We start from the raw sequence: 26,037 nt of genomic DNA on the forward strand, positions 1-26,037 counted from the left end.
CACCCGGCCCTTACTAGTTGTCGCCCCAGACCTCCTGGGCGGTCTCCACGATGAGCTGGAGCTTGGCCACCTGCTCCTCCTGGGTGAGCGCGTTGCCCTCCACTGTCGAGGAGAAGCCGCACTGCGGGGAGAGGCAGAGCTGCTCCAGCGGTACGTACCGGGCGGCCTCGTCGATCCGGCGCTTGAGGTCGTCCTTGCTCTCCAACTCGCCGCGCTTGGTGGTGACCAGGCCCAGCACCACCTTCTTGCCCGGCGGCACGAACCGCAGCGGGGCGAAGTCGCCGGAGCGCTCGTCGTCGTACTCCAGGAAGAAGCCGTCGACGTCGAGCTGGGTGAAGAGTGCCTCGGCGACGAAGTCGTACCCGCCCTCGGCGGCCCAGGAGGACCGGAAGTTGCCCCGGCACATGTGCGTGGTGATGGACATGCTCTCCGGGCGCCCGGCCAGCGACGCGTTGATCTGCCGGATGTACCGCTCGTGCTGGTGCTCCGGGTCGCCGCCCTGCGCGGCCACCATGTCCCGCTGCCGGGGGTCGTTCAGGTACGCCAGGCTGGTGTCGTCGAACTGGAGGTAGGTGCAGCCGAGTGCGGCGAGCCGGCTCACCTGCTCGGCGTACGCGGCACTCAGGTCCGTCCAGAACTGGTCCAGGTCCGGGTAGACGCCGGTGTCGATGGCCGCCCGGCCACCCCGGTAGTGCACCATGCTCGGCGACGGGATGGTCAGCTTCGGCGTCGCGGTGGTGGTCTGCTCCTTCAGGAAGGAGAAGGCGTCACCGAAGATGGTGTCCTTCAGCGTCACCCGGTCGTGTACGCGCAGCGCGGCCGAGCTGAACTCCAGCGCGCCGGCCTCGTTGAAGAACTGCACGGTCAGCTTCTCGTCCGCCGGGTCGATGCCGCCGAGCTGGTAGATGAAGTCCATGTGCCACGACGTACGACGGAATTCGCCGTCGGTCGCGGTACGCAGGCCGATGCTCTCCTGTAGGCGTACCACCTCGCGGATCGCGTCGTCCTCGACGGCGCGCAACTCCTCGGCGGTGATCCGCCCGGCGGCCCGGTCCTGCCTGGCGCTCAGCAGTCGCGCCGGCCGCAACAGGCTGCCGACGTGGTCGGCGCGGAACGGCGGTCGGGGTGATGCATCCATGGGGGGTCCCCTCTGCTTCTGTACGCGGGCTCCTTGTCGGTACGCGCCGGCTTCGCGTACCGCGACGGCGCGATCCGGCAACCATAGTCCGCCACACCGAGCTAGATGATCACCAGCCCCGGGCCCGGCCAGCCCGTCGGCCACCCCCGGCCCCGTGAAGGGACGACAGGATCAGGCCGGCGCGGCCGTTCCGGTGACCGTGGTGGGCTCGGTCTGCGCCCAGATGGCGCTCATCTCCTTCATGGCCTGCTCCATGATCTGCACCATCGCGACCTTGGCGCGTTCGCCGTCGTGCCGCTGGATCGCCTGGGCCACCTCGGCGTGCAATTGCAACGCCTCCTCGTGGGGGTAGTGCGGCATCAGGTCGTAGTGGTACCGACCGGCGAGCACCTCGGCCACGAGTTCGTGCAGCTTCACGAACATCTCGTTGCCGGAGTCGACCAGCACCTGCCGGTGGAACTCGATGTCGAGCCGGAGGAACTCGGGCTCGTCGCCGGCCTTGCCGGCCGCCCACATCTTCGCGGCGAGGCCGATCAGCTCACTGGCCTCCTGTGGGGTCGCCCGGACGGCCGCGAGCGCGGCGGCCTGCGGCTCGACCGCGGCCCGGAGTTCGGTGATCGAGCGGAGTTGTGCGATCCGGCCTGCCGAGGCGAGTCGCCAGCGGATCACCTGGGGGTCGAAGACGTTCCATTCGCTGGCGGCCCGGATCAGGGTGCCGACCCGACGGCGGGACTCCACGAGCCCCATCGAGGAGAGCACCCGCAGCACCTCGCGGACGACCGAGCGGGACACGGCGTACTGCTCGACGAGGTCGTCGATGTAGAGCACCGAGCCGGGCGCGAGTTGGCCGGCGCAGACGGCCGTGCCGAGGAGGTCGAGCACGCGGGCGTGCAGGCCCGGTTCGGCGGTGCCGAGCCGGACAGACGCATCCTCTGGTGACGGCATGTCCATAAATAAAGCCTATCAGTGGGAGGGCCACTCTTGCATAAGTCTGGTTTATCGGCCTAGCATCCGGCATTAAGCGGATGTAGGGCATCCGCTGCGGCGCCCCAACGGCGGGTCGCCGCGACGGAAGGGGAGATGGACGTGTTACGTCGGTCGGTAATCGGAACCTCTCTGGCCGTGGTGGCTGCCCTCGGCCTGTCCGCCTGCGGTGGCGGCGGGGACGACAGCGGCGAATCGAATACTTTGCGCGTGACGCTGGTCAACCACGTCTGGACGGAAAACATAAAGCAGGCCCTGCCGGAGTTCGAGAAGCAGACCGGCCTGAAGGTCGAGGTCACTCAGTTGGGCGAGGACCAGCTGTCTGACCAGTACAACGTCAAGCTGAACGCCGGATCCAGCGACATCGACGTGATGATGTACCGGCCGTTGCAGGAGGGGAAGCTGTTCGCCAAGAACAAGTACCTCGCCGACCTCACCGACAAGACCAAGGGGAACGCCGCCTTCGGCTTCGACGACTTCCAGGCCGGACCGGTCCAGGCGACCACCTATGAGGACAAGGTGGTCGGCGTACCGATCATCACCGAGCAGGAGGTCCTCTACTACCGCAAGGACCTGTTGCAGAAGGCCGGCTACAGCGCGCCGCCGAAGACCCTCGACGAGCTGAAGACCATGGCGGCGAAGGTCGAGGCCGAGAACGCCGGCACCGCGGGCTTCGTCGCCCGGACCGGTAAGGCGGCCGCGGTCACCCAGTTCTCCAGCTTCCTCTACAGCTTCGGCGGCGACTTCGTCGACGGCAGCGGCAAGGCCACGGTCAACAGCGAGCAGGCCAAGCAGGCGTACGCCTACTACGGCGGGCTGCTCAAGGACCACGGGCCGCAGAACATCAGCACCGACATGAGCTGGTCCGAGGCGATGGCGATCTTCACCCAGGGCAAGGCCGCGTTCTACACCGAGGCCAACTCGCTCTACAAGAACGCCACCGACCCGGCCAAGTCGAAGGTCTCCGACACCGTCGGGTTCGCGCCGTTCCCGGCCGGTCCGGCCGGCTCGAAGCCGTACAACGTCCCCTCGTGGGCGCTCGGCATCAACGAGTCCTCGGAGAACCAGAGCAACGCCTGGAAGTTCATCGAGTGGGCGGCCGGCAAGGACCAGACGCTGGCGCAGCAGAAGGCCGGCGTCCCCGGCGCCCGTACCTCGGTCTGGGCCAACCCCGAGGGCATCGCGACCTACCCCAAGGACCTCGCGGACGCCATCGCGATCAGCACCGCGAACGGCGTCGGCCACGACCGGCCGCTGGTCGTGAAGGTGGCCGAGGCGCGCGAGATCGTCGGCCAGCCGATCGTCGACGCCATCACCGGCAAGGACGTCGCCGGCTCGACGGCCACGGCCAACGAGGCCTTCCAGAAGCTCCTGGACGACGAGAAGTAAGCCAACCGCGCGGGGTGACGGACCAGTTCCGTCACCCCCGCGTCACATGGCCCGCCGAAGCCGGAGACCCCTCATGGCAGTCATCGCATCCACCCCACCGTCCTCGACCGACACGTCCGCCTGGAGCCGCTGGGCGAACAGCCACCGCAAGTGGCTGTTCGCGGCGCCGGCCATGGTGTTCGTCGGTGCACTGATCATCTTCCCGCTCGCCTGGACGCTGTACCTCAGCCTCACCGACGCCGAGGGATCGGTCCGGGCCGAGTCCGAGTTCATCGGATTCGCGAACTACCTCGAAGTCCTCTCCGACACCGACCGGTTCTGGCCCGCCGTACTCCGGACCGTCGGGTTCACCGGCGTCGCACTGCTCTTCGAGGTCGTGCTCGGAATGGCAATCGCGCTGCTGCTGTGGCGGCCGTTCCGGGGCGAGAAGTGGGTCCGGGTCGCCATCCTGATGCCGCTGGTCGCCACCCCGGTCGCGGTCGGCATGATGTGGCGGCTCATCTTCGACCCGAACATCGGAATGGCGAACCAGCTGCTCGGCTGGGTCGGCATCGGCCCGCAGCCCTGGCTCGCCGGTCAGCACAGCGCCCTGCCGACGACGATCTTCATCGACGTCTGGCAGTGGACGCCGATGGTCGTGCTGATCCTGCTCGCCGGGCTGACCTCGCTGTCCAACGAGCCGGACGAGGCGGCCCGGGTCGACGGCGCCAACGCCTGGCAGCGGTTCCGGCACATCACCCTGCCGCTGCTGATGCCGACGGTCATCGTCGCGATCCTGCTGCGCGGGATCGACGCCCTGAAGACCTTCGACATCCTCTACGCCACGAAGGGCCGCGGCGGCGGGTCGTTCCACGAGGTCGAGACCCTCAACGTGTACGCCTACGGCCTGAGCTTCGACTACAACGAGTACGGCATCTCCTCGACCGTCCTCATCATCTTCTTCCTGATCATCATCGGCTCGATGTGGGCACTGACCTCCCGGCGAAAGAAGGGCGCGCGATGAAGGCCCGCCGTACCCCGTACAAGGTGTTCCGGGCGGTTGCCCTGGCCCTCGTGGTGGTCTCGCTGCTCGCCCCGCTGGTCTGGATGGTCGCCGCCTCGTTCAAGACGAACGTCGACATCTACGACACGGGCAAGGCGTTCGCCTTCACCCCGGTCCTGGACAACTACACGAAGGTCCTGGACCAGGCGAACTACTTCCAGTTCATCGGCAACAGCCTGTGGGTGGCGTTCGCCGCCACCGTGCTGTCGCTGATCCTGGGCGTGCCGGCGGCGTACTCGATGAGCCGGTTCAACATGCGCAAGTCGGCCCTGGTGGTGCTGATGGCCCGGGTCATCCCCGGCGTCTCGCTGCTGGTGCCCTGGTACTACGTCTTCTCCAACCTGAAGTTGGTCGGCGGCTTCTCGGTGCTCATCCTCAGCCACATGTTCGTGTCACTGCCGCTGGTCGTGTACATCATGATGGGCTTCTTCGACGGGCTCCCGCTGGAGCTGGAGGAGTCCGCGCTGGTCGACGGGCTCACCCACATCGGCGCGTTCCGCCGGATCACGCTGCCGCTATCCGCACCGGGCATCGCGACCGCCGGGATCCTGTCGTTCATCTTCTCCTGGAACAACTTCATGTTCGCCCTGGTGCTCTCCGGCGCGGACACCAAGACCCTGCCGGTCGCGATCTTCGACTTCGTCGGCTACGCGAGCATCGACTGGGGCGGCCTGATGGCCGCGTCGACGGTGGTCACCCTGCCGATCATGTTGATCGCCCTGTTCGTGCAGAAGTACGTCGTCTCCGGCCTCACCGCCGGGGCCACCAAGGGCTGAGGTCGAGACGAAGTGACGAAGATCGTTAGGGTCGAGACCTTTCTCGTCCCGCCCCGCTGGCTGTTCGTCCGGATCGAGACCGACAGCGGGATCGTCGGCTGGGGCGAGGCGACCTGCGAGGGCCGGTCGGAGACCGTACGCACCGCCGTGGAGCAACTCAGCGAGCTGCTGATCGGCCGGGACGCGCTGCGGATCGAGGACCACTGGCAGTTGATGACCAAGGGGTCGTTCTACCGGGGCGGGCCGATCCTGGCCAGTGCCGTCTCCGGGCTCGACCAGGCGCTCTGGGACATCGCCGGCAAGCACTTCGACGCACCGGTGCACCAGTTGCTCGGCGGCCCGGTCCGGGACCGGATCCGGGTCTACGGCTGGGTCGGCGGCGACGAGCCGGCCGAGGTCGCCGACCACATCGCCGAACAGCTGGCCGCCGGGCTCACGGCGGTCAAGATGAACGCGTCCGGTCGGATGAGCCCGGTCGCGTCCGTCGCCGAACTCGACGGGGTGGTCCGCCGGGTCGCCGCCGCCCGCGAGGTGCTGGGCGAGCACCGGGACGTCGCGGTCGACTTCCACGGCCGGTTCACCCTGGCCAACGCCCGCCGGGTCGCCCCGCTGCTGGAGCCGTTCCGGCCGTTCTTCCTGGAGGAGCCGGTCGTACCGGAGAACTCGCACCTGATCGGCGAATTCGTCAGGTCCACCACCACGCCGGTCTCCACCGGCGAGCGGCTCTACAGCCGGCAGGAGTTCCTGCCCGTCCTCCAGGCCGGCATCGCGGTCGCCCAGCCGGACGTCTCGCACGCGGGCGGGATCACCGAGGTACGTAAGATCGCGGCATTGGCCGAGGTGTACGACGTACAACTCGCCCCGCACTGTCCGCTCGGACCGATCGCCCTGGCGGCCTGCCTACAGGTCGGCTTCGCGACGCCGAACTACCTGATCCAGGAGCAGAGCATCGGGATCCACTACAACTCCGACGCCGAGGTGCTGGACTACGTCGTGGACCGGACGCCGTTCGACTTCGCCGACGGGCACATCGCCCGGCTCACCGGCCCGGGACTCGGCGTCGACATCGACGAGAACGCGGTACGGCTGGCGGACAAGCGCGGGCACGCCTGGCGCGGACCGACCTGGCGCCACCCCGACGGCTCCTTCGCGGAGTGGTGAACCAGCCCACCTCGCCGGCCATTCACATTCCATACCGGAAGACATTCCATACCGGAAGAAAGGCGTGTCGTGAAGATCGTCGCCGCCGACGTGATCGTCACCAGCCCTGATCGCAACTTCGTCACCCTGAAGATCACCACTGACGAGGGCATCACCGGACTTGGCGACGGCACTCTCAACGGCCGGGAACTCTCGGTCGCGTCGTACCTGACCGACCATGTCGTTCCGCTGCTGCTCGGGCGTGACCCGCACCGGATCGAGGACACCTGGCAGTTCCTGTACCGGTCGTCGTACTGGCGGCGCGGCCCGGTCACCATGGCCGCGATCGCGGCGGTGGACGTCGCGCTCTGGGACATCAAGGCCAAGGCCGCCGGGATGCCGCTGTACCAACTGCTCGGCGGCGCGTCCCGGACCGGCATCATGGCGTACGGGCACGCCTCCGGGCGGGACGTCCCGGAGCTGTTCGACTCGATCCGGCGTCACCTCGACGAGGGATTCAAGTCGATCCGGGTGCAGACCTCGGTGCCGGGAATCAACGCGGTGTACGGCGTCGCCGCCCAGCCCAGCGCCGACGGCAAGCGGTACGACTACGAGCCGGCCCAGCGCACTCCGCTGCCCGCCGAGGAGGACTGGGACACCCGGGCCTACCTGCGGCACCTGCCCGGCGTCTTCGAGGCGGTCCGCAACGAATTCGGCCCCGAGCTGCCGCTGCTGCACGACGGGCACCACCGGATGACCCCGATCCAGGCCGCCAAGCTCGGCAAGGCGCTCGAACCGTACGACCTGTTCTGGCTGGAGGACTGCACCCCGGCGGAGAACCAGGAGGCGCTGCGGCTGGTCCGTCAGCACACCACCACCCCGCTGGCGATCGGCGAGGTCTTCAACACGGTGTGGGACTACCAGACGCTGATCCGGGAACAGTTGATCGACTACGTCCGGTCCGCCGTCACGCACACCGGCGGGATCACCGCGATGCGCAAACTCCTCGACTTCGCCGCGCAGTACCAGATCAAGTCCGGCATCCACGGGCCGACCGACATCTCCCCGGTCGGGATGGCCGCCGCACTGCACCTGGATCTGGCGATCCACAACTTCGGCATCCAGGAGTACATGCGGCACGGTCCGCTGACCGACGAGGTCTTCCGGCAGTCGTTCACCTTCACCGACGGGTACCTGCACCCCGGCGACCAGCCCGGGATCGGCGTCGAACTCGACGAGGCGGCCGCCGAGCGGTTCCCGTACGTGCCGGCGTACCTCCCGTTCAACCGGCTCAAGGACGGTACGGTCCATGACTGGTGACGGCCCCGCCGGCACCGCCGCACGGTCGGCTCCGACCCGGCACATCGTGGTGATGGGTGTGTCCGGGTCGGGCAAGACCACCGTGGCCGAGGGAATCAGCGCGGTCACCGGGCTGACCTTCGCCGAGGCGGACGGGTTCCATCCGGCGTCCAACGTGGACCTGATGCGCGCCGGGGTGCCGCTCGAGGACGCGCACCGGTGGCCGTGGCTGCGGGAACTGGCCGGCTGGATGTCGGACCGCGCCGCCGAGGGGGTCTCCACCGTACTGGCCTGCTCGGCGCTGAAACGCTCGTACCGGGACGTGCTCCGGCAGGGGCCGCCGAGCGTCGACTTCGTCTTCCTCGAAGGGTCGGCCGAGGTGATCCGGGAACGGATGGCCCGGCGGTCCGGGCACTACATGCCGGCCAGCCTGCTGGACTCGCAGATCGCGACCCTGGAGCCACCGCAGCCGGACGAGCGGATCCTGACCCTGGACGTCGCACTGACCCCGGAGGAACTGGTCACCGCGGCGGTCAACGGGCTCGGCCTGCTGCCCCGTACGACCGCCGGACCGGCCCGCGAGGTCGCCCTGCCGGAAGGCTGACGGCTGGCCCGTCAGCCGTCCGGCAGGACCGCCCGGGTCTAGAGGAACCGCGAGCTGGGCACCGGACCCGGCGACCGGACCCGGCCGCGCGGCCCGGCCAGCCAGCGGCCGGCGACGGCGGACACGAAGGCGACCAGCGCGCCGTCCGGGTCCGGCGGGGTGGCCCCGTCACCGGGGTCGGGTTCGCCGTCGGCCCGCAGGATGTCGGCCGCTATCTCCTCGATCGGCCGGTCGTCGGCAGCGCCCCGCTCGACCCGACCGTCCGGGCCCTGCCGCAGCCGCTCGCCCCACGGTGCGACAACCACCTGGGTCAACATCGTGCTCACGTCGGCCGACACCGCCGGCGGGTCGGTCCAGCAGGTGGCGTGCTCGAACAGCACCTGTCCGGGCGCCCGGTCGCGCAGCGCGGTCAACAGCTCGCCGTCGGCGAGTTCACTCAGGTCGTAGGCCACCACCACGCTCTCCGGCCGGGCGCCGGTGAACGGCTCGGCCGGCACGCCGAGCACCTGCGCCACCGCGTGGCCCAGGATCCGGCTGGACCGGTCCGGCAACAGTGACACCGACCGGGGTCGTCGGCCGGCGGCGTCGAGGATCAACGCCAACCGGTGCAGGCCGAGCCGGCAGAGCCCGAAGCTGTCCTGCTGGTACGCGTACCGGCCGGTCATCCCCGCGTCGAACCCGTACGGTGACAGGCTGCTCAGCACGCCGCCGGTCAGCACGAAGTGCCAGCCCCGCAGGTCCTGACCGTCGAGCCGACCGACGGCACCGACCAGCCCGGCCCGGCCGAGCATCAGTTGGACCCGCTGGTGCGCCGGTCGCCAGTCCTCGTCCTGCGGCGCCGGCAACCGGTCGTGGTGCCGGAACGCCCGGTCCAGGTCGCCAGCCATGATCGCGTTGTAGACCAGCAGGTAGCGGTGCGGCCACGGCGGAAGGGTGGCGTCCCGCTGCTCCAGCGTGGCCACCGCCTCGGCGTGCCGATGCTCGTCCTCCAACGCGGAAACCAGCTCGGCCAGCACGCCGTCCGCTTCGGGCACCCGCCGCACCGCCTCGCGCAACGCCGGTACGGCCACGAACGCCAGGCCGTGTTCGACGCAGGCGTAGCCGAAGTCGTACAGCGCCTGCGGGCGTTCCGGATCCGCCGCCAGGCGCGCCGCCGCTTCGGCCAGGTCGGTCAGCTCGACCAGCTGGGCCACCCGTTCGAGCAGCCGGGCCAGATCGCCGAGCGCGATCGTGTCCACCGTGGACCGCAGGTGCCGGACCACCGCCCCCGCATCACCGGATTCCACCAGCTCCCACGCCTTGCCCAGGCCGTCACTCACCGCGCAACCTCCGTACTCGAATGTGAAATTGCCGCACAACGAACCCACCCACCGGCCCGTGCTGGGCTGGCCCGCCCGGCGCAGGTCCCGGGCGCGGGAAACGGAAACGGAACTGGCGTCCTCGGACGACGCCGGGGATCGGCCGGTGACGAGAGGCGTCGCGGCGACCGGACGCGGGGATGGCTCGTCGGCGAACGCCCACGACGAACCGGAATGGAGACGGGTGGAACCGACCGACGGGTCGGCGTCCCGGCGCTCACCGCAGTGGGCGGTGGCCGCCCTTCCTGTAGACCATGGCGGAGATCATGGACCACCTGCCGGACCGATCGCAACTCCGATTCGACGGGTCGACCGGTCAGAAGCCCGGGGGGACGGCGCTCCGCTGGTACGGGTCCGGCTCGCTGACCCAGCCGGCGACCAGCACCAGGCCGGTCCGCCGGTGTACGGCGAGGAATCCGAACGGACGGTCGAAGGCGACCCGCACCAGCCGCTTCTGCTTCGTCGGTTTCGGCGGCAGCGAGCCGACGGTCATCGCGATCGCGGTGACGGCGGCGGCCTTGAATCCCTTCGCCCCGAAGGTGGCCACCGCGCTCTGCCGGGCCGCCGAGACCGCCAGCGGCCTCGGGCTGATCCCCGGAAAGTGGCCCCGGCCGCGGTCCGTGGCGCTGCGCAGGCCGAACAGTTCGGCGTTCGCCAACAGGTCGTGGTCGCCCTCCACGGTGAACCGGACCGTCGAGAGCTCCAGCTCGGGCTGGTCGTCCAGTGCCGTCACCACCTCCTCGGTGACCCCGGGGCCGTCGGTGGCGGCGAGCGTCGGGCCGGGGCCGGGCGTGGCGATCGCGGCCGACAGGACCTGGGCCGCGCTCCGGTCCGGCGCACCGAGCGCGAGGACGACGTCGACGTCCTCGCTGCCCCGGACGGTCAGCAGCGTCAGCGGCCCGGCCCCGGTGTCGGCGACCCGCAACACGCTCAGGTCCCGGCTACGGCGGCGCAGCCCGGTGACGTCCCGGCCCTGCCACGGCCCCGAACCGGGCTGGACCCACTGCTCCTTGAACGGCTCCGCCCAGGTCGTCACGACCAGCAGCGCGCTGGCGAGGAGCAACTGCGTCTCCCCGTCGACCTCGACCGGCATCCTCGGGATCAGGTCCTCGGTGTGCCTGGACGCCCAGGCGTCCAGGACCGGCCGGTCCGTGCCGGGGTCGCCGGTCAGTTCGCCCCGCATCGACTCGGGCACCGCGTCGAGCCACCCGGACGTCAACGGCAGGTCGTGCCGGGACCAGACGGCCATCGCGAGCCGGGTCGTCGGTGAGCCGGCGAGGTCGAACCGCGCGGGAACACCGGCGACCGCCAGCAGTTCGTCGCGGGCCGGGCCGGCCGCGTACGGCGCGAGCAGCGCCAGCAGTGGGTACACGCCGACGCCGGAGAAGACCGTCTGCGTCCCGTCCAACGTGGACGCCCAGCGCGCGCTGAGGGCGTTGGCGGCTTCGACACTCATGCGGCGGGTCCTCCGCTCGTCGGCCACGGTGGGCGTCGGTGCCCGGGCCGACGTACCGCGAACGGATCCGGTGCACCGTACCGGTTCGACCGGCCGGTCGAACCGTACCGGCCCGCCGGGTCGGGGTCCACAGCGCTCGGTGACGTCCATCCCGGCGCCGCGTCGAGCGCTCTTCATCCGTGGTTCACCGCGAGGCAGTCGGGCCGCACGACCCCTCGCCTACCGTCCGGAGCGATCCGACATGATCCACGGGAACAGGGAGACGATCGCGATGAAGCGTCGAATGCTGGGTGCGCTGGTGGTGGCCGGTGCCGTCGTGGGACTCGGCTCGCCGGCCGCCCAGGCTGCCGGGCCCCTCCTCGGCCACGAGCCGGCCTCCGGCGCGGCCGGCGACCGACGGCCCGGCGGCAAGCTCCGGCCGCTGCCGCAGGCCCACGCCCACAACGACTACGAGCACGAGCGCCCGCTGTTCGACGCGCTCGACCACGGCTTCACCAGCGTGGAGGCCGACATCTACCTGGTCGACGGCGAACTGCTGGTCGGCCACGACCCCGAGGACGTGGTTCCGGGTCGTACCCTGCAGAGCCTCTACCTCGACCCGCTGGCCCGGCGGGTACGGGCGAACCACGGCAAGGTCTTCAGGGACAGCCACCAGGAACTGCAACTGCTGGTCGACATCAAGAACACCGGCGTGGACACCTACACCGAACTGCACCGGGTACTCCGGGACTACCAGCGGATGCTGACCACGTACAGCTCAGGCCGGGTGCGCCGGGGTGCGGTGACCGTCGTCGTCAGCGGTGACCGGCCGCGTGACCTGATGGCCGGACAGCGGACCCGGTACGCCTTCTACGACGGCCGCGCCGCCGACCTCGGCACCACCGCGCCGGCCTCGTTGATCCCGCTGATCAGCGACAACTGGGGCAACCTCTTCGGTTGGCAGGGCGTGGGCGCGATGCCCACGGCGGAGCGGGCGAAGCTGCGCTCGTTCGTCCGGACCGCGCACGCCAACCAGCAGCGGGTGCGGTTCTGGGCCACTCCGGACGTCGCCGGCCCGGAGCGGGACGCGATCTGGCGGGAGCTGCGCGCCGCCGACGTCGACCACATCAACACCGACGACCTCGCCGGACTGGCGGACTTCCTGCGCGCCAGCCGCCGCTAGCGCACCGGCGGTCCCGGCGCGGCAGCCGGCCGCGCCGGGGCCGTGGTCCGGGTGCGATCCCCACATACACAGCCGTCGGCCGGCCACGGGCGGGACGCCGTTTCGGGCTCATCTCGGCAGGGTGGAGTCGCTAAGCTCCGCCCAGCACTCAGAGATGATCTAGGAGACGTGTTGTTCGGAATCGTGCGGCCGTGTCGGCACCGGATGTGCGCAAAACTGCATAATGCCTGGCTCGGTCACCTCTGTGGACTCTGCCTCACCCTGCGCGACGAACACGGGCACCGGGCCCGGCTGACCACCAACTACGACGGCCTGCTGATCTCCGTACTCCTGGAGGCGCAGAGCGCCGCGCCAGCCCGGTACCGGCAGGCGGGGCCGTGCGCGCTGCGCGGCTTCCAGGGTGCCTCGGTGCTCTCCTCCGCGGACCCCGGCGCCCGGCTGGCCGCGGCGGTGTCGCTGGTACTCGCGGCCGGCAAGACCCGGGACCACGTCGTGGACCGGGACGGCGCGCTGCGGGTCGCCGCGTTCGCCGGGGTGGCCGGCAGGCTGGCCGACCGGTGGGCCGAGGCGGGCGCCCGGACCGGTGACGCGGTCGGCTTCGACACCGGCGTGCTGCTCGACGCCGTCGCCCGGCAGACCACGCTGGAGCACGCGATCGGTCCCGGCGCGTCGGTGCTGCTCGCCACCGAACCGACCGAGACCGCCGTCGCCGCCGCCTTCGCCCACACCGCCGCGCTGGCCGGGATGCCCGGCAACGCGTCCGGGTTGGCGGAGGTCGGTCGGTACTTCGGCCGGATCGCGCACCTGCTGGACGCGGTGGAGGACTACGCCGACGACCAGGCCCGGGGCGTGTTCAACCCGCTCCGGGCCACCGGCACCGAACTGGCCGAGGCACGCAGGTTGTGCGAGGACGCCCACCACGGCCTGCGGCTGGCCCTGGCCGACGTGGAGCTGCGGGACCACACACTCGTCCGGGCACTGCTGGTCCGCGAGGTCGGCGACGCCATCGACCGGACTTTCACCCTCACGCACCACCCGTCGCCGGCCGGGCCCCGACCCGGCCCGTCCGCCCCGGCGCACCTCCAGACGCCCGTCGAGTCAGTCCGGCCCTCGTACCCGCACAGCGAGCCGGACCGGCACTCCGGGCGACGGTCCGGCACGCAGCGGCACCCGGGCGGCGGGCCGGCGCCGCGACCGGACGGATGCGACGCCCCGCTGCTCATCGGCGGGGCGTGCGCGCTGACCACCTGCACCTGCGGGCTGTGGCAGCCGAGGTGGAGCCGGGTCCGTCGCGAGAAGTGCTCCCACCGCTGCTGGTGCACGAGGTGCTGCGACTGCCCCGACTGCAGCGCCTGCGACTGGTGCGTCTGTGACTGCTGACCCCGACCCGGCCTACGACCGCTGACCGCGACACCGCCCGAGCCTGCTGACCGCGACACCGCCCGCGACTGCTGACCGCGAGCCCGCCCGGACCGGCCTTCCGGCGCCGGCCGTACCCGGCGGGTCACGCGCGGTCAACCGCACGTCCGGATGGACGAATCCGCAGGTCACAGAGATGGCAGCCGATTCAGGCGGCCGGGGTGCGATGTTCCCGGCCGCCGCGTCCGGTGTTCATCGCCAATTCAGCCCATCCCTTGAGACTCCCTGGTTGTCACAGCCATGGCTGGCTCGAGGAAAGGCTCCACCATGAAGGAAGAGGCCGAGAGCGCGCAGATCTCGCGGCGCCAACTCGTCCGGTACGCCGGCGTCGGCGCGACGCTGGTCGCCGCCAGTCCCCTGATCGGGGGCGGCCCGGCGTTCGCGCACGACAACGACGACGATAACAAGGGCAACCAGCACGGGAACTCCCGTGACCGGGTGTGGCGTGCCGGTGACCACCACATCCATTCGGAGTACAGCGGCGAATTCGACACCTCGACGAACCCGCCGACGTTCCACAAGGGCGCGGACGCGGTCTACCCGATCGTCACGAACGCCATCATGGCGAAGAACTTCGGCCTCACCTGGGCGATGTGCACCGACCACGGCGGGCCGACCCACTCGAAGGTGAACCTGGAGCAGGCGTACCCCGACCTGCTGCGGTCGCGCAAGCTGGTCCCCGAGGTGCTGCAGTTCTGGGGGATGGAGTTCGACACTCCGGCCCAGGACCACCACACGCTGATGATTCCGCACCACGAGGACGAGGCGCAGCAGCTCTTCGAGCTGGAGAGCCGGTTCGCCAAGAACGACGCCTTCCCCGCCGACAAGGGCCGGGACACCGAGGCGAAGATGATCGAGTTCCTGAAGGCCGCCAAGGACATGCGGCAGAAGCCGCTGGTCATCGGCCACCACACCTCGCGGTCGGCGACCGGCTTCGGGGTCTACGGCCAGGACACGCCGCGCGAGTTCCGCAACGGCAACAACGTGGCGCCGGAGATCTACGTCGGCTTCGAGGGCGCGCCCGGACACCAGGCGGGCCCGCTCAACGGCGGCGCGCGCGGCGGGTACGGCAACTACCCCACGCACGGTGGCTTCGACCAGATGACCGCCAAGGTCGGCGGTCTCTGGGACTCACTGCTCGGTGAGGGCCGGCGCTGGTGGATCACCGCCACCTCGGACTCGCACGTGCACTGGACCCGTGGCGGCTCCGACTTCTGGCCGGGCGAGTACAGCAAAACCTACGTGTACGCCCGGCAGGACTACGCCGACATCATGGACGGGCTGCGCAACGGCCGGATCTGGGTCACCACCGGCGACCTGATCACCAGCCTCGACCTCACCGCCAAGAGCCAGGGCCGGGAGGCGGCGACCGGCGAGACGGTCACGCTGAGCCGTCGCAACCGGACCGATGTCGAGATCGAGATCAAGTTCCGGCCGCTCGCCGGCAAGAACGGCAACGGCGACCGGCCGGAGGTCCGGCGGGTGGACCTGATCGTCGGGCAGATCACGGGCCCGAACGCCAACCTCGACGCCGACACCAACCCGACCACCAAGGTCGTGGCGCGGTTCGGCCCGCGCGACTGGCGCAAGCAGGGTTCCGACTACGTCATCCGGCACACCCTGCGCAACGTCGAGGCCGACACCTACGCCCGGGTACGCGGCACCAGCACCGACGAGGCCGAGCCGCTCGCCGACGGGCTGGAGAGCCCGTGGAGCGACCTCTGGTTCTACTCGAACCCGGTCTTCGTACACGTCCGCTGACACCGGACGAGGACGCCGGGACGGCCGGCGGACATCGTGACGGGTCCCGCTCACGGGGAAAGAACCCCGGGGCGGGGCCCGTCGCCTCATATATTGACGGACATCACGGAACGGAATACGGTTTCCGGGTTGTGGATCCACCACGGTACGGGGACCTGCCAGCGGTCGGTCCCGGATACCGACGGATGTCGTACCCCACCTCCGCACCCTCGGCGATCCGTCAGTCCACAGGACCTTTCCGCGCGACCACGCCCGGTCGCGACCCGGATCGTCGCCGTCGGAGGTGTCGTCATGCGCGCTGCCAGGAGCCGTCCCCTGGGCATCGTGGCTCTGCTCTCGTCCCTGCTGATATCCGGAGCGGCGGTGCCACCGGGACCCGCACTGGCCGCACCGGCCCCGGCGACCCGGGAGGTCCCGCCGGCCGTCGCGACCGCTCCCCCGACGCTCGCCCCCACCCCACCGATGGGATTCAACAACTGGAACGCCTTCGGCTGTGACGTCAACGAGACCCTGATCAAGGAGACGGCGGACGTCATCGTCTCCTCCGGCCTCGCCGACGTCGGCTACGAGTACGTCAACATCGACGACTGCTGGTCACTGCGCGAACGTGGCCCGGACGGCAGGCTGGTGCCGGATCCCGTCAAGTTCCCGAGCGGGATCTCCGGAGTGGCCGACTACGTACACGGCAAGGGCCTGAAGCTGGGCATCTACGGCGACGCCGGCACCGCGACCTGCGCCGGATATCCGGGCAGCCTGGGCCACGAGGAGATCGACGCCCAGACCTGGGCGGACTGGGGAGTCGACTACCTGAAGTACGACAACTGCAACAACCAGTCCGACGGCTCGCAGGCCGACTTCATCCGGCGCTACACGGCGATGCGGCACGCGCTCGACGGCACCGGTCGGCCGATCGTGTACTCGATCTGCGAATGGGGCCAGTCCCAGCCCTGGACGTGGGCGGCCGACGTGGGTGACCTGTGGCGGACCACCGGCGACATCAGCGACAACTGGGCCAGCCTCCGCTCGATCATCGCGCAGAACGCTCCCCTGGCCGAGTACGCCGGACCGGGAAACTGGAACGACCCCGACATGCTGGAGATCGGCAACGGCGGGATGACCGACACCGAGTACCGCACCCACCTGAGCATGTGGGCGATGATGGCCGCGCCGCTGCTGATCGGCACCGACCTGCGGACCGCCTCGCCGGAGACGCTGGCGATTCTCGGCAACCGGGACGTCATCGCGATCGACCAGGACCGGCTGGGCGTGCAGGGCGCCGTCGTCTCCGACGAGGCCGGGCTGATGGTGCTGGACAAGCCGCTGGCCAACGGTGACCGGGCGATCGCGCTCTACAACTCCACCGACTCGCTGGCCACGGTCAGCGTTCCGGTCCGGGACACCGGGCTGCGGCACGCCGGGGCGTACCGGTTGCAGGACGTCTGGACCGGGCAGGTCGGCCAGGCGAGGTCGACGATCTCGGCCGGCGTACCCGCGCACGGCACGGTGGTCTACCGGGTCCGCCCGCTGGCCGACCCGACGGTGGTCCCGCCGGCGGTCAGCGTCGGTGCCGCCCTGGGCACCCTGGTGCCGGGTACGGCCGGAACCGGCACCCTGACCACGACGGTGACCAACCGGGGCGTCGGCGCACTGCGGGACCTACGGGTCACCGCGCGGGCGCCCGAGGGTTGGACGGTGACCGCGACGACCAGCGACCGGCGGCGCAGCCTGGCGACGAACCAGTCGCTGTCGACCACCTGGACCGTCACGGTGCCCGACGGTACCGCCGCCGGCCGCTACCCGATCACCGTCACCGCCGGCTACGAATGGGGTCCACGGCACCGCGCGGCCAGCACCGCCAGCCAGCTCGTCTCGGTGGTGGTGACCGCCCCCGAGGACGGCAGAAGGCACCTCAGCACGATCCTGCCGGTCAGCGCCGGCAACGACGAGGGCCCGGTCGAGACCGACCAGAGCAACGGCGGCGGGTCCGACAACGACGGAAACCTGATCACCATCGGTGGCCGGGTCTACACGCGGGGCCTCGGGACGACCGCGCCCAGCGAGATCGTCTACTACCTCGGTGGGCGGTGCACGTCCCTGGTCACCGACGTGGGCATCGACGACGAGACGACCAGCGCGGTACCGGCGACCTTCACGGTGTACGCCGACGACGCGGCGGTGGCCAGCAGCGGACCAGTGAACTCGGGCGCGGCGCCGGTGACCCTGACCGCCGACCTGACCGGGGCGGGCTGGCTGCGCCTGGTCACCACCGGCAACGATCCCACCACGAACGCGCACACCGACTGGGCCGCGCCGACGCTGGCCTGTGGCGGCGCCGCTCCGGACGATCCGGTGCTGCCGGCGGAACAGACGCTGTTCTCCTTCGAGTCCGGCACCGAGGACTTCACGATCGCCAACCCGGACTCCGGCGGCACCATGGCCCAATCCACGACGTTCCACACCGACGGCGGGCACGGCCTGACGGTCGCGACACCGGTCGACGGAAACTGGTTCGGCCGGGCCCTGGCCGAGCCGCTGGACCTGACCGGAAAGACCCGGCTGCGCTACGACGTACGGACCGAGGGGGTCGGCACGGTCGGCGAGATCGCGGTACAGGTCGGCCCCGACTTCGCCTGGTGCCAGGGCGGGCTCTGGACCTGGACCAACCCGAACTCCAGCCGGACCGTCACGCGGGAGATCGGCGAGCTGAGCTGCCCCGCCGGGGTGACCCTGGACCCGGCCCAGATCCGGGCGGTCTGGGTCTTCCTCAACAGCGGCGGCCAGGTCCACATCGACAACATCCGCGCCGAGTGAGTAAGGAAGGGCCCCTTCTTATCGTTTTCTGTAGAAGAAGGGGCCCTTCTTAACACCTCGGGCTCAGCTCACGCTGATCGAGCCGTTGGCAGCCCGTACGCAGGCGACCGCGCGGTTCGGGGTGGTGGCCGCCGCGCCCGTGAGGCACTGCCCGAGCACCGCGTGCCCGGCGGCGTTCGGGTGCCAGGACTCCTGGCAGGTCTGGAAGTACGTGACGCAGGCGTTGGCGATCCGCTGGATGGCGATCTTGTCGTAGCCGGAGAGGCTGGTCACGGGAACACCCGTCGGGCCGTCCTGCAACCGGATCGGCGTGGCGAGCGCGCCGGTCGGACTCGCCGACGTCTCGCAGAGCCGCGCCCCGTCGAAGGCCCGTTGCACGTTCAGGTAGACCAGGTCGTCGGCGGGAAACTCGGCCCGCATGGTGCCGTGCACCGACTGTACGAGGGTGCCGAGGCCACCGGAGAAGAGGTGACCCGCGGCGAGACTGGCCCGGTGCACCGGACACCCCGCGGCGTACCGCTCGGCGCCGAGGGCCCGGAACTTGTCCCGGCTGTCGTCGCGGTTGTCCTCCTCGTGGAACCTCGACTCCAGCTCGAACGGGAGCGGATTGGTGTAGTCCTGGAAGACGATCCGGTGCTGCCCGTCGGCGTCGACCTGGTCGAGTGTGCTGAGCAGTTGCCGGACCGCCGTGGTGGTCTCGGTGGTCGCCGCCGAGAACTCGGCCGGCGTGCCGAGGTCGTCGCCCGCACACGGGGCCTGCTCGACCGGTCCCCCGAGGTACGCCCAGAACTCCCACCACCCGGTCCAGGCGTCCGCGATGAACCGGTTGGCGCAGTCCGACGCGACGTCGCCGAAGGTGAACGAGCTGTTGTTCGAACCGAGGCCCAACAGCACCAGGTCGATGTCGTGGGTCTGCGCCACCGCCCGGAGCTGGTCGAGTTGCGCGGCCACCGTACGGCCCTTGGTGCGGTTGACCGAGGCGTTGGCGATGTCGTACGGCTGACCGCCGGAACAGGCGAGGTTGAACCGGGCCTGGATGCCCGGGAGATTCGCCTGGTGCAGAGAGGCGTTGGCCGACCGATGGCAGAAGAACGCGTTGCTGTTCGGCGCGGACCATCCGGGGAAGTCCTGCGACGTACCGTTCACGTCCACCACCGGTTGGTAGCCGCCGGCGCCCTCACCACTGACGAAACTGTCCCCGAGCGCGACCGCGGCGGTCGGCAGGCTGGCCGCGGCCGTACCCGGGGTGGTGACGGTGGCCGTCAGCGTTGCGGCCGAGGCGAGGGTGAGCACCAACGCCGCCGCGAACGCGGGTCGACGGAATCCGATCATGTCCGACCCCCAAGTGCGTCTATGCGAAATATCGAAACCTTTTCGCGTCTCGGCATCAGATCATGCGTTCGGAACGACGGTCAACGAACGGCATCGATCCCGGCCATGGTTCGACCGGCCACGGGATCGACCAGCCATGGATCGATCCCGGCCATGGATCGACCAGGTCGAGACGGCGCCGCTGACCGGCCGGACGGAGGCGGGCGGAGCTTCGGCTAGCGGGCGGGAGGTTGTGCCGGGCCGCGCCGTGGCCGGCGGGCCTGGTTGCGGCAGGCGTCGATGATCTCCGGACGCAGCAGGTGTCCGAACCCGGAGCGGTCGAGTCGCACGGCGAGCCCCGAACGATCGGTACCGAGCGCCTCGGCGGTGGCGTCGAGATTCCAGTCGTACGCGGCGAGTTGGCCGAGCAGGTGGCCTCGGCGGGCCTGCGCGGCGGAGAGCCGGAAGGTCTTGAGGTACGCCAACCGGCCGCCCTCGTCGGTGATGCTCTCGCCGATGTGGTTCTCGGTCTCGGGTGTGAAGGCCGGCAGGAACCGCGACAGGGTGAACCGCCCCATCCGGTACACCGGCTCGGTCGACAGGCGCTCCGCACCGAAGAGCCCGCCCGCCATCAGGAGAGCCGACTCGGACCAGGCCGCGCGACTGCGGTCCACTTCGGCACGGAGGTCGGCGACGCTGTGCACCCGGCTCTCGTCCAGACCGGTCCGGAACTCGGGGACTGCCGGGTACAGGTGGGCGTACTGGTAGACCAACTCGCCGTAGAGGTCCCGCAGCACGGTCGGATGCAGCGCACGGTAGTCGTCGGGATGCGGCACGACGAAGGCGGCGGCGAGCGCGTCGGCCACGTACAGGAGCATTCCGCACTGCTCGGGATGGATCTCGAAGATCCGCAGCGCGTCGGCCAGGCCCGGTATCTCGACACCCGTGTAGGCGGCCTCGGCCCGAGGCGACAGACCACGGGTGACCGCCTGACGGGTCCACTCCTGCCAGGCGATGGTGGGCCCGCCGAACTGCAACGCGAGGTAGCCCTCCAGGGCCAGGTGCAGGGGCAGGAACCGCAGCCGGCGCTTGTCGTCGCGACGGGCCATCCGGCGCCGGAAGTGCAGCCCGATCCCCCGGGGCTGACCGGTCGCCTCCGGGTCACGCAACTGGGTGCCGTAGGCGGCGGCCGGAGTGGCGTCGGTGGTCCAGTCGGCCACGAACGCGTGCGGAATGTAGGCGACGTACGCGGTACGCGGGCCGACCTCGACGATCGACACGTCGTCCTGGTCGTACAGCCGGGCATGCAGCCGCAGGTCGGTGATGGGTACGGCACGCAGCAGCGGCTGAAGCCGGACCGCGCCCCAGACCTGGGCCGGACCGACGACCAGGCCGGTCAGGTCCAGGCCGGACAGTCCGGCACCGGTGCCCCGGGTCTCGGTCGAATCCGGACGGCCCTGCTCGATGGCGGTCACGCCGCCACCGCAGTGTCGACGCCGGTCACGCCGGCACCGCCGTGTCGCCGGGGCCGGGGCCAGGGCGGGGGCCGGATGCGGGTCCGGTTTCGGGTCCGGGTGCCGCGAGGAACCGGTCGACCCGGGCGGCCAGGTGCGAACGCAGCTCGTCGAAGGTGGCGGTGCCGGTGGCGAAGCGGGCGAGTTCGACCAGCGTGGCGGCGTCCTCGGCGTCGCGTACCCCGACGGTCGCCACAGCGGGCGCGAGGCGACGTACGTCGAAGCTGTCGCTGTCGTACACCGGATTGAGGTGCACGATCGAGGTGCGTTCGCCGGGATCGAGCCGGGTCCGCCACACCCGGAGTATCTCGGCGGCCTCTCCCGGCGGGGCGTTGTCCCAGCCGTCGGAGACGACCACCAGCCGGTCGGGCCGCCGCTCCAGTCCGTCGAGGATGCGCGCCCCGAGCCCGGTGGATCCGATCGGATGGACCAGCAACGGGTCACCCCGATGGTGCAGCCACAGGCCGGTGTAGTCCGCCGCGAGCGTCTCCAGGAGGTAGTGAGTCGCCAGCGCCACCGCCAGCGGGCGGCGCCGCTTGACGCCCGACCCGGACGCCGAGTAGCTGTCGTCGAGGACCGCCACGACCCGGCCCCAACTGCCGGCCTGCCGGCCCGCGGCCCGTCGGGCGGCGGCGCGCAGCGCGTCGGTCAGCTCGGCACGCCGCCGGACCCGGTCGGGTCGCGGCAACGACAGGACGTAGCTGGCGAGTCGGGTCAGCGGCACCCGGGGCAGATCCGTGCCGACCGCCGCCACGTCGAGCCGGCGGGCCGAGGTCTGCAACCGGAGTCGCTCGCCGTCGGTGAGCTTCGGCGCGATCCCCGTCAGGAAGCGCGCCCGGCTGATGCCGTGCCGCACGGCAAGTCCCTCGGCGACCGTGTACGGCAACTCGTACAACGCCCGCTGCTCGAAGTGCGCCCGGCGCCACGCCTCCAGGATCGGCGTGCCGTACCGCTTCGGGCGGCGCCAGTCGAACAGCGCGGTGCCCACCTCGGCCGGGAGCGACAGGTGGGCGTGGCGGGCGGCGATGGACAACGACCGGCGGTACTTGACCGCGTCGAAGGCGGGATCGGGCCGGGCCGCGACCCAGTCCCGGATGATCGCCCTGGTACGCCGGTTGTTCACGCCCAGCCGGCGCAGTTCGCGGAACACCCGGTACACCCGCTGCGGCGGCAGCCGCCGCAGGCGCGCGGCGATCAGTCGTCCCTCCACGGCACGCCGCTCCGGACCGGCGAGGTGAGCTGTCCGGAGCAGGTTCGTCACCACCATCGCGCCGTTGAAGTGGTTCACGTCCAGGGCCAGGGTCGCGGCGTACAGGTCGCGGTAGTTGCCCAGGACGTACTCGTGCAGGAAGTCAAGCGACATGCGCTGCTCGGCGGCACCGGCCCGGAACTCGCGCTGTCCGGTGGAGGTTACGGCCGCGTTGACGAACATGACCACGTCCTCGCACGCGATCCGGTCCGACGACGACACGACGACCCCCCAATGTGGAATGGAAGCCGGCCGGGGAATGTGGGCACGAACTGCGAAGCATCGCTTCAGAGGCGGGTTCCGGAAGTCGCACCGTAGTCCCGCGGCCGGCCGGGCCACCATACCCGCCGGCAGCGATCTCCAGCGAGGCAATTGCGTCGCCCCGGTTCTCCGCCCCGACCCGCCCCCTCGTCGGGTCGGAACGGAGAACCGGAACTCAGAACGCGTCGAGGATCGGGATCAGATGTTCCTCCTCGTAACTCAGGTGTCGTTCGACTTCGTCGGTGAGGCGCTCGACCTCGGTACGTACCAGCAGGGGGTCGGCGTCGTCGGAGGCGATGACCTCTTGCAACTGCTGGAGCAGCTCCGCGATCGTCTGGTGCTCCCGGCGCAGCCGCTCCAGGACCGGGGCGACCCCGGGGTGCCGGTCGGCGACGAACCGGAAGATCCCGGCGTCCTCCCCGGTGTGGTGGTTGTGCAGTCCCTGACAGAGGGTCAGGCAGTTCATCCGCAACTGGCTGCCCAGGCCGGGGCCCGACTCGGCGATCTCCTTGCGGATCAGGGCGAGTTCCCGTCGGAAGCTGTCGTGGACGAGCCGAAGCGCGGCACCCCAGGACGTCGCGTTCGGCTTCGGCGGGCCCGGAACCCCCTGGAGGGCGACCACGGGGATGATCCGGCTGGTCCTGGCCTGGTACTCGGCCCAGCCCGGATCGGCTTCGACCGCGCGGGCGAAGGCGTGGTCGCGTTCGGCGCCCCGCAGGACGACGGCGTCGGCGTCGTAGGTGAAGACGCCGGTCTCGACCGTGACCCGCGGGGTGGCCCGCAGGTTGTGGAACCAGGCCGGATCGCGCGGCGCACCGGCGGCCGAGGCGATCACCAGGATCCGTTCGGCGCCGTCGGGCAGGTAGCCGACCGGCGTGGTGTGCGGGGCGCCGGACCGCGCTCCGGTGGTGGTCAGCAGGATGAGGCGGGCTCCCTCGAAGGGCCCACCGACCTGACCACTGTTGGCGCGGAACTCGTCGATGACCTGTTGGTTGAAATCGTTCGGCATGGCTTCTTTCTTCTTCGAGGATTGGTGACTGTTTCGAGGATTGGTGACTGTGTCACCGTTTCGCGGGCATGGCGAAGAACCGCCCCGGGGGCGGCATGGAAACACCACGAATTGGGCCCGGCGTGGCGTAAGAGGGTGCGGAAGGGGTACCAGGAAACGGTACGGAAACGCACGGAAACGCACGGGGGCACCAGGAAGCGGTAGCGGAACGCATGTGAGCGGTACCGGTGCGACGGCTCGCGGCGTCGCGGCAACAGAACGGGACCGCTGGTGCGGAAGGTCGCGCGGAACGCGGAGACGCACGGACGGCGGGCCTCGGGCCCACCCGGGGCTCACGCGATAGCCGGGTGCCCCACTCGGTTGTGGCCCAAGGCCGACCCGGCAGTCACGTCATCGACGTTAGCGTCAGAAATGCGTAGAGACAAGATCACAACGACGATTTCCTCTCGTCGGATCCCTCCCCCGGCAGGGGAAGAACATCGTGCGTCCCGGGGTTACATCGCCGGGTGCACGGATTCGACCGGTGCGCCCGATGGAGGAGGACGACATGGGCACGACCGTGGAATTCGGTCTCGACACCTTCGGTGACGTCACCGCCGACGCCGAGGGCAAGCCGGTCCCGTACGCCCAGGTGATCCGTAACGTCGTCGAGGAGGCCATCCTGGCCGACCGGCTCGGCGTCGACAGCTTCGGACTCGGCGAGCACCACCGCGACGACTACGCGGTCTCGGCCCCGGAGATCGTGCTCGCCGCCATCGCGGGCCGGACCGAGCGGATCCGTCTCGGTACCGCCGTCACCGTGCTGAGTTCCGACGACCCAGTACGCGTCTTCGAGCGGTTCGCCACCCTCGACGCGGTGTCCCGGGGCCGGGCGGAGATCACCCTGGGGCGTGGCTCGTTCACCGAGTCGTTCCCGCTGTTCGGGTACGACCTCGCCGACTACGACCGGCTGTTCGCGGAGAAGGCCGATCTGATGTCGCACCTGCTGACCGAGGACGCGGTGACCTGGCAGGGCACTGTGCGCCCACCGCTGGAGAAGCAGCAGGTCTACCCGAAGACGGAATCCGGCCGGATCCGGACCTGGATCGGCGTCGGCGGCAGTCCGGAATCCGTCGTCCGGGCCGCCCAGTACGGCTTCCCGCTCGTGCTCGCCGTCATCGGCGGTGACCCGGCCCGGTTCGCCCCGTACGTCGAGCTGTACCACCGCGCGCTGAGCGAGTTCGGCAAGGACCCGCTGCCGGTCGCGGTGCACGCGCCCGGGTTCATCGCGTCGACCGACCAGGAGGCGGCGGACCTGCTGTGGCCGCACGCCCGGGTGCTGTTCAACCGGATCGGCCGCGAACGCGGCTGGCCCCCGATGACCCGGGACCGGTTCGATGCCGACATTGCCGGCGGCGCCTGGCACGTCGGCTCGGCCGAGACCGTGGCCCAGAAGATCGCTCGAACGGTACGGGTGCTCGGCGTGCGACGCTTCGACCTGAAGTACTCCAACGGCACACTGCCGCACGAGCGACTGATGAACACGATCGAGCTGTACGGCACCGAGGTGATCCCCCGGGTCCGCGACCTCCTCGCGACGGACGCCACCCCGGCATCCTGACCCCCACTGACACTGACGGGTCCGCCCGCCGGCCTACTCCAGCAGGCCGCGCGCCATTGCCGTGGTGACCGCCGCGGTCCGGTCGGAGACGTCGAGCTTGCTGAACGCCCGCAGCAGGTGGGTCTTCACCGTCGCCTCGCTGATGTGCAACGTGCGGCCGATCTCGGCGTTGGTCCGGCCCTTGGCGACCAGGCCGAGCACCTGCACCTCCCGCGCGGACAACGCCGGCCCGGCCGGGTTGCGGACCTGCCGGACGAGCCGCCCCGCGACCGACGGGGCGAGCATCGTCTCGCCCCGGGACGCGGCCCGGATCGCACTGGTCAGTTCGGCCTTCGTGGCGTCCTTGAGCAGATAGCCGATGGCTCCGGCCTCGACCGCCCGGAGGATGTCCGAATCGCTCTCGTACGTGGTCAGCACGACCACCCGGCTGGTCCGCGTCTCCCGCAGGATCGCCTCGGTGGCGTGCACGCCGTCGAGGCCGGGCATGCGCAGGTCCATCAGGATCACGTCCGGTCGATGTGCCCGCGCCAGGGTCACGGCCTCCAGCCCCGATCCGGCCTCTCCGACGACCACGAGGTCGGTCTCGGAGTTCAACATGCCGCGCAACCCGTCCCGGACCACGGGATGGTCGTCGACCAGCAGCACCGTGATCACCAGCGCACCTCCCTCTCCACCGTCGTATCCCGGGCCTCTCCACCGTCGTATCCCGGGCCGCCCGCGGTGCCGCCCGCCGCTGGCCAGCGGCGGGCGTGTT

At 70.5% G+C, this 26,037-nt stretch carries 20 protein-coding genes; 11 read left to right on the forward strand and 9 right to left on the reverse strand.

All coding sequences use genetic code 11. From position 1 onward, the window contains the following. Window positions 1–13 precede the first annotated feature (13 nt). Complete coding sequence (locus ACFP2T_RS34640) at window positions 14–1,138, reverse strand: 5-methyltetrahydropteroyltriglutamate--homocysteine S-methyltransferase (protein WP_377429344.1); 1,125 nt, start codon at window positions 1,136–1,138, stop codon at window positions 14–16. 171 nt (window positions 1,139–1,309) lie between these two features. Further along, window positions 1,310–2,083 (reverse strand): FadR/GntR family transcriptional regulator, encoded by a 774-nt coding sequence (locus ACFP2T_RS34645; protein ID WP_377429346.1) that lies wholly within the window; start codon window positions 2,081–2,083, stop codon window positions 1,310–1,312. Window positions 2,084–2,332: 249 nt separating this feature from the next. Between ACFP2T_RS34645 and ACFP2T_RS34650 the strand changes: the two genes are divergently transcribed. The 6 genes from ACFP2T_RS34650 (at window position 2,333) to ACFP2T_RS34675 (ending at window position 8,372) form a co-directional block, all read left to right on the forward strand. After that, entirely contained in the window at window positions 2,333–3,511 is a 1,179-nt protein-coding gene (locus tag ACFP2T_RS34650) for an ABC transporter substrate-binding protein (RefSeq protein ID WP_377429348.1), read from the forward strand. A 73-nt stretch (window positions 3,512–3,584) separates the two neighbouring features. Continuing rightward, window positions 3,585–4,514 (forward strand): carbohydrate ABC transporter permease, encoded by a 930-nt coding sequence (locus ACFP2T_RS34655; RefSeq protein WP_377429350.1) that lies wholly within the window; start codon window positions 3,585–3,587, stop codon window positions 4,512–4,514. Then, complete coding sequence (locus ACFP2T_RS34660; RefSeq protein WP_377429352.1) at window positions 4,511–5,329, forward strand: carbohydrate ABC transporter permease; 819 nt, start codon at window positions 4,511–4,513, stop codon at window positions 5,327–5,329. The genes ACFP2T_RS34655 and ACFP2T_RS34660 overlap by 4 nt, the downstream gene beginning before the upstream one ends. Before the next feature lie 12 nt (window positions 5,330–5,341). After that, window positions 5,342–6,490: a galactonate dehydratase gene (dgoD, locus tag ACFP2T_RS34665; protein ID WP_377429354.1), complete on the forward strand. Its 1,149-nt coding sequence runs from the start codon at window positions 5,342–5,344 to the stop codon at window positions 6,488–6,490. A gap of 69 nt (window positions 6,491–6,559) precedes the next feature. Continuing rightward, a complete protein-coding gene (manD, locus tag ACFP2T_RS34670) occupies window positions 6,560–7,789 on the forward strand; it encodes a D-mannonate dehydratase ManD (protein ID WP_377429356.1) in 1,230 nt (409 codons plus the stop codon). After that, entirely contained in the window at window positions 7,779–8,372 is a 594-nt protein-coding gene (locus tag ACFP2T_RS34675; protein WP_377429358.1) for a gluconokinase, read from the forward strand. Before manD ends, ACFP2T_RS34675 begins: the two co-directional genes overlap by 11 nt. Before the next feature lie 38 nt (window positions 8,373–8,410). Here the strand turns inward: ACFP2T_RS34675 and ACFP2T_RS34680 are convergent, their stop codons facing one another. Both ACFP2T_RS34680 and ACFP2T_RS34685 read right to left on the reverse strand, forming a co-directional pair. Further along, window positions 8,411–9,691, reverse strand: coding sequence for a tetratricopeptide repeat protein (locus tag ACFP2T_RS34680; RefSeq protein WP_377429360.1), 1,281 nt, complete (start codon window positions 9,689–9,691; stop codon window positions 8,411–8,413). A gap of 355 nt (window positions 9,692–10,046) precedes the next feature. Next, window positions 10,047–11,186 (reverse strand): serpin family protein, encoded by a 1,140-nt coding sequence (locus tag ACFP2T_RS34685; protein WP_377429362.1) that lies wholly within the window; start codon window positions 11,184–11,186, stop codon window positions 10,047–10,049. 271 nt (window positions 11,187–11,457) lie between these two features. Between ACFP2T_RS34685 and ACFP2T_RS34690 the strand changes: the two genes are divergently transcribed. From ACFP2T_RS34690 to ACFP2T_RS34705, 4 genes are all read left to right on the forward strand, one after another. Next, window positions 11,458–12,348, forward strand: a complete 891-nt coding sequence (locus ACFP2T_RS34690) for a phosphatidylinositol-specific phospholipase C/glycerophosphodiester phosphodiesterase family protein (RefSeq protein ID WP_377429364.1) — start codon at window positions 11,458–11,460, stop codon at window positions 12,346–12,348. A 171-nt stretch (window positions 12,349–12,519) separates the two neighbouring features. Beyond that, window positions 12,520–13,728: a DUF5685 family protein gene (locus ACFP2T_RS34695; RefSeq protein WP_377429366.1), complete on the forward strand. Its 1,209-nt coding sequence runs from the start codon at window positions 12,520–12,522 to the stop codon at window positions 13,726–13,728. A 306-nt stretch (window positions 13,729–14,034) separates the two neighbouring features. After that, window positions 14,035–15,528 (forward strand): CehA/McbA family metallohydrolase domain-containing protein, encoded by a 1,494-nt coding sequence (locus ACFP2T_RS34700; RefSeq protein ID WP_377429368.1) that lies wholly within the window; start codon window positions 14,035–14,037, stop codon window positions 15,526–15,528. A gap of 291 nt (window positions 15,529–15,819) precedes the next feature. Next, window positions 15,820–18,339, forward strand: coding sequence for an NPCBM/NEW2 domain-containing protein (locus ACFP2T_RS34705; protein ID WP_377429370.1), 2,520 nt, complete (start codon window positions 15,820–15,822; stop codon window positions 18,337–18,339). Window positions 18,340–18,402: 63 nt separating this feature from the next. Here ACFP2T_RS34705 and ACFP2T_RS34710 read toward each other — a convergent pair whose 3' ends face one another. From ACFP2T_RS34710 to ACFP2T_RS34725, 4 genes are all read right to left on the reverse strand, one after another. Next, window positions 18,403–19,671, reverse strand: coding sequence for an SGNH/GDSL hydrolase family protein (locus ACFP2T_RS34710; RefSeq protein WP_377429372.1), 1,269 nt, complete (start codon window positions 19,669–19,671; stop codon window positions 18,403–18,405). A 215-nt stretch (window positions 19,672–19,886) separates the two neighbouring features. Then, the gene (locus ACFP2T_RS34715; protein ID WP_377429374.1) at window positions 19,887–21,125 is read right to left on the reverse strand and encodes an ARPP-2 domain-containing protein; all 1,239 of its coding nucleotides are present in this window, start codon (window positions 21,123–21,125) and stop codon (window positions 19,887–19,889) included. A gap of 25 nt (window positions 21,126–21,150) precedes the next feature. Then, window positions 21,151–22,596 carry a hypothetical protein gene (locus ACFP2T_RS34720; RefSeq protein ID WP_377429376.1) on the reverse strand — a complete coding sequence of 482 codons (1,446 nt, stop codon included), beginning with the start codon at window positions 22,594–22,596 and terminating at the stop codon, window positions 21,151–21,153. 253 nt (window positions 22,597–22,849) lie between these two features. After that, on the reverse strand, window positions 22,850–23,683 hold the full coding sequence (locus tag ACFP2T_RS34725) for a nitroreductase/quinone reductase family protein (RefSeq protein WP_377429378.1): 834 nt from the start codon (window positions 23,681–23,683) through the stop codon (window positions 22,850–22,852). A gap of 547 nt (window positions 23,684–24,230) precedes the next feature. On the opposite strand from ACFP2T_RS34725, the gene ACFP2T_RS34730 reads away from it, so the two are divergent. Next, window positions 24,231–25,283, forward strand: coding sequence for an LLM class flavin-dependent oxidoreductase (locus ACFP2T_RS34730; RefSeq protein WP_377429380.1), 1,053 nt, complete (start codon window positions 24,231–24,233; stop codon window positions 25,281–25,283). Window positions 25,284–25,316: 33 nt separating this feature from the next. Here ACFP2T_RS34730 and ACFP2T_RS34735 read toward each other — a convergent pair whose 3' ends face one another. Further along, window positions 25,317–25,937: a response regulator gene (locus ACFP2T_RS34735; protein ID WP_377429382.1), complete on the reverse strand. Its 621-nt coding sequence runs from the start codon at window positions 25,935–25,937 to the stop codon at window positions 25,317–25,319. Window positions 25,938–26,037 lie beyond the last annotated feature (100 nt).

The organism is Plantactinospora solaniradicis (genome assembly GCF_042658085.1).
GTDB lineage: Bacteria > Actinomycetota > Actinomycetes > Mycobacteriales > Micromonosporaceae > Plantactinospora > Plantactinospora solaniradicis.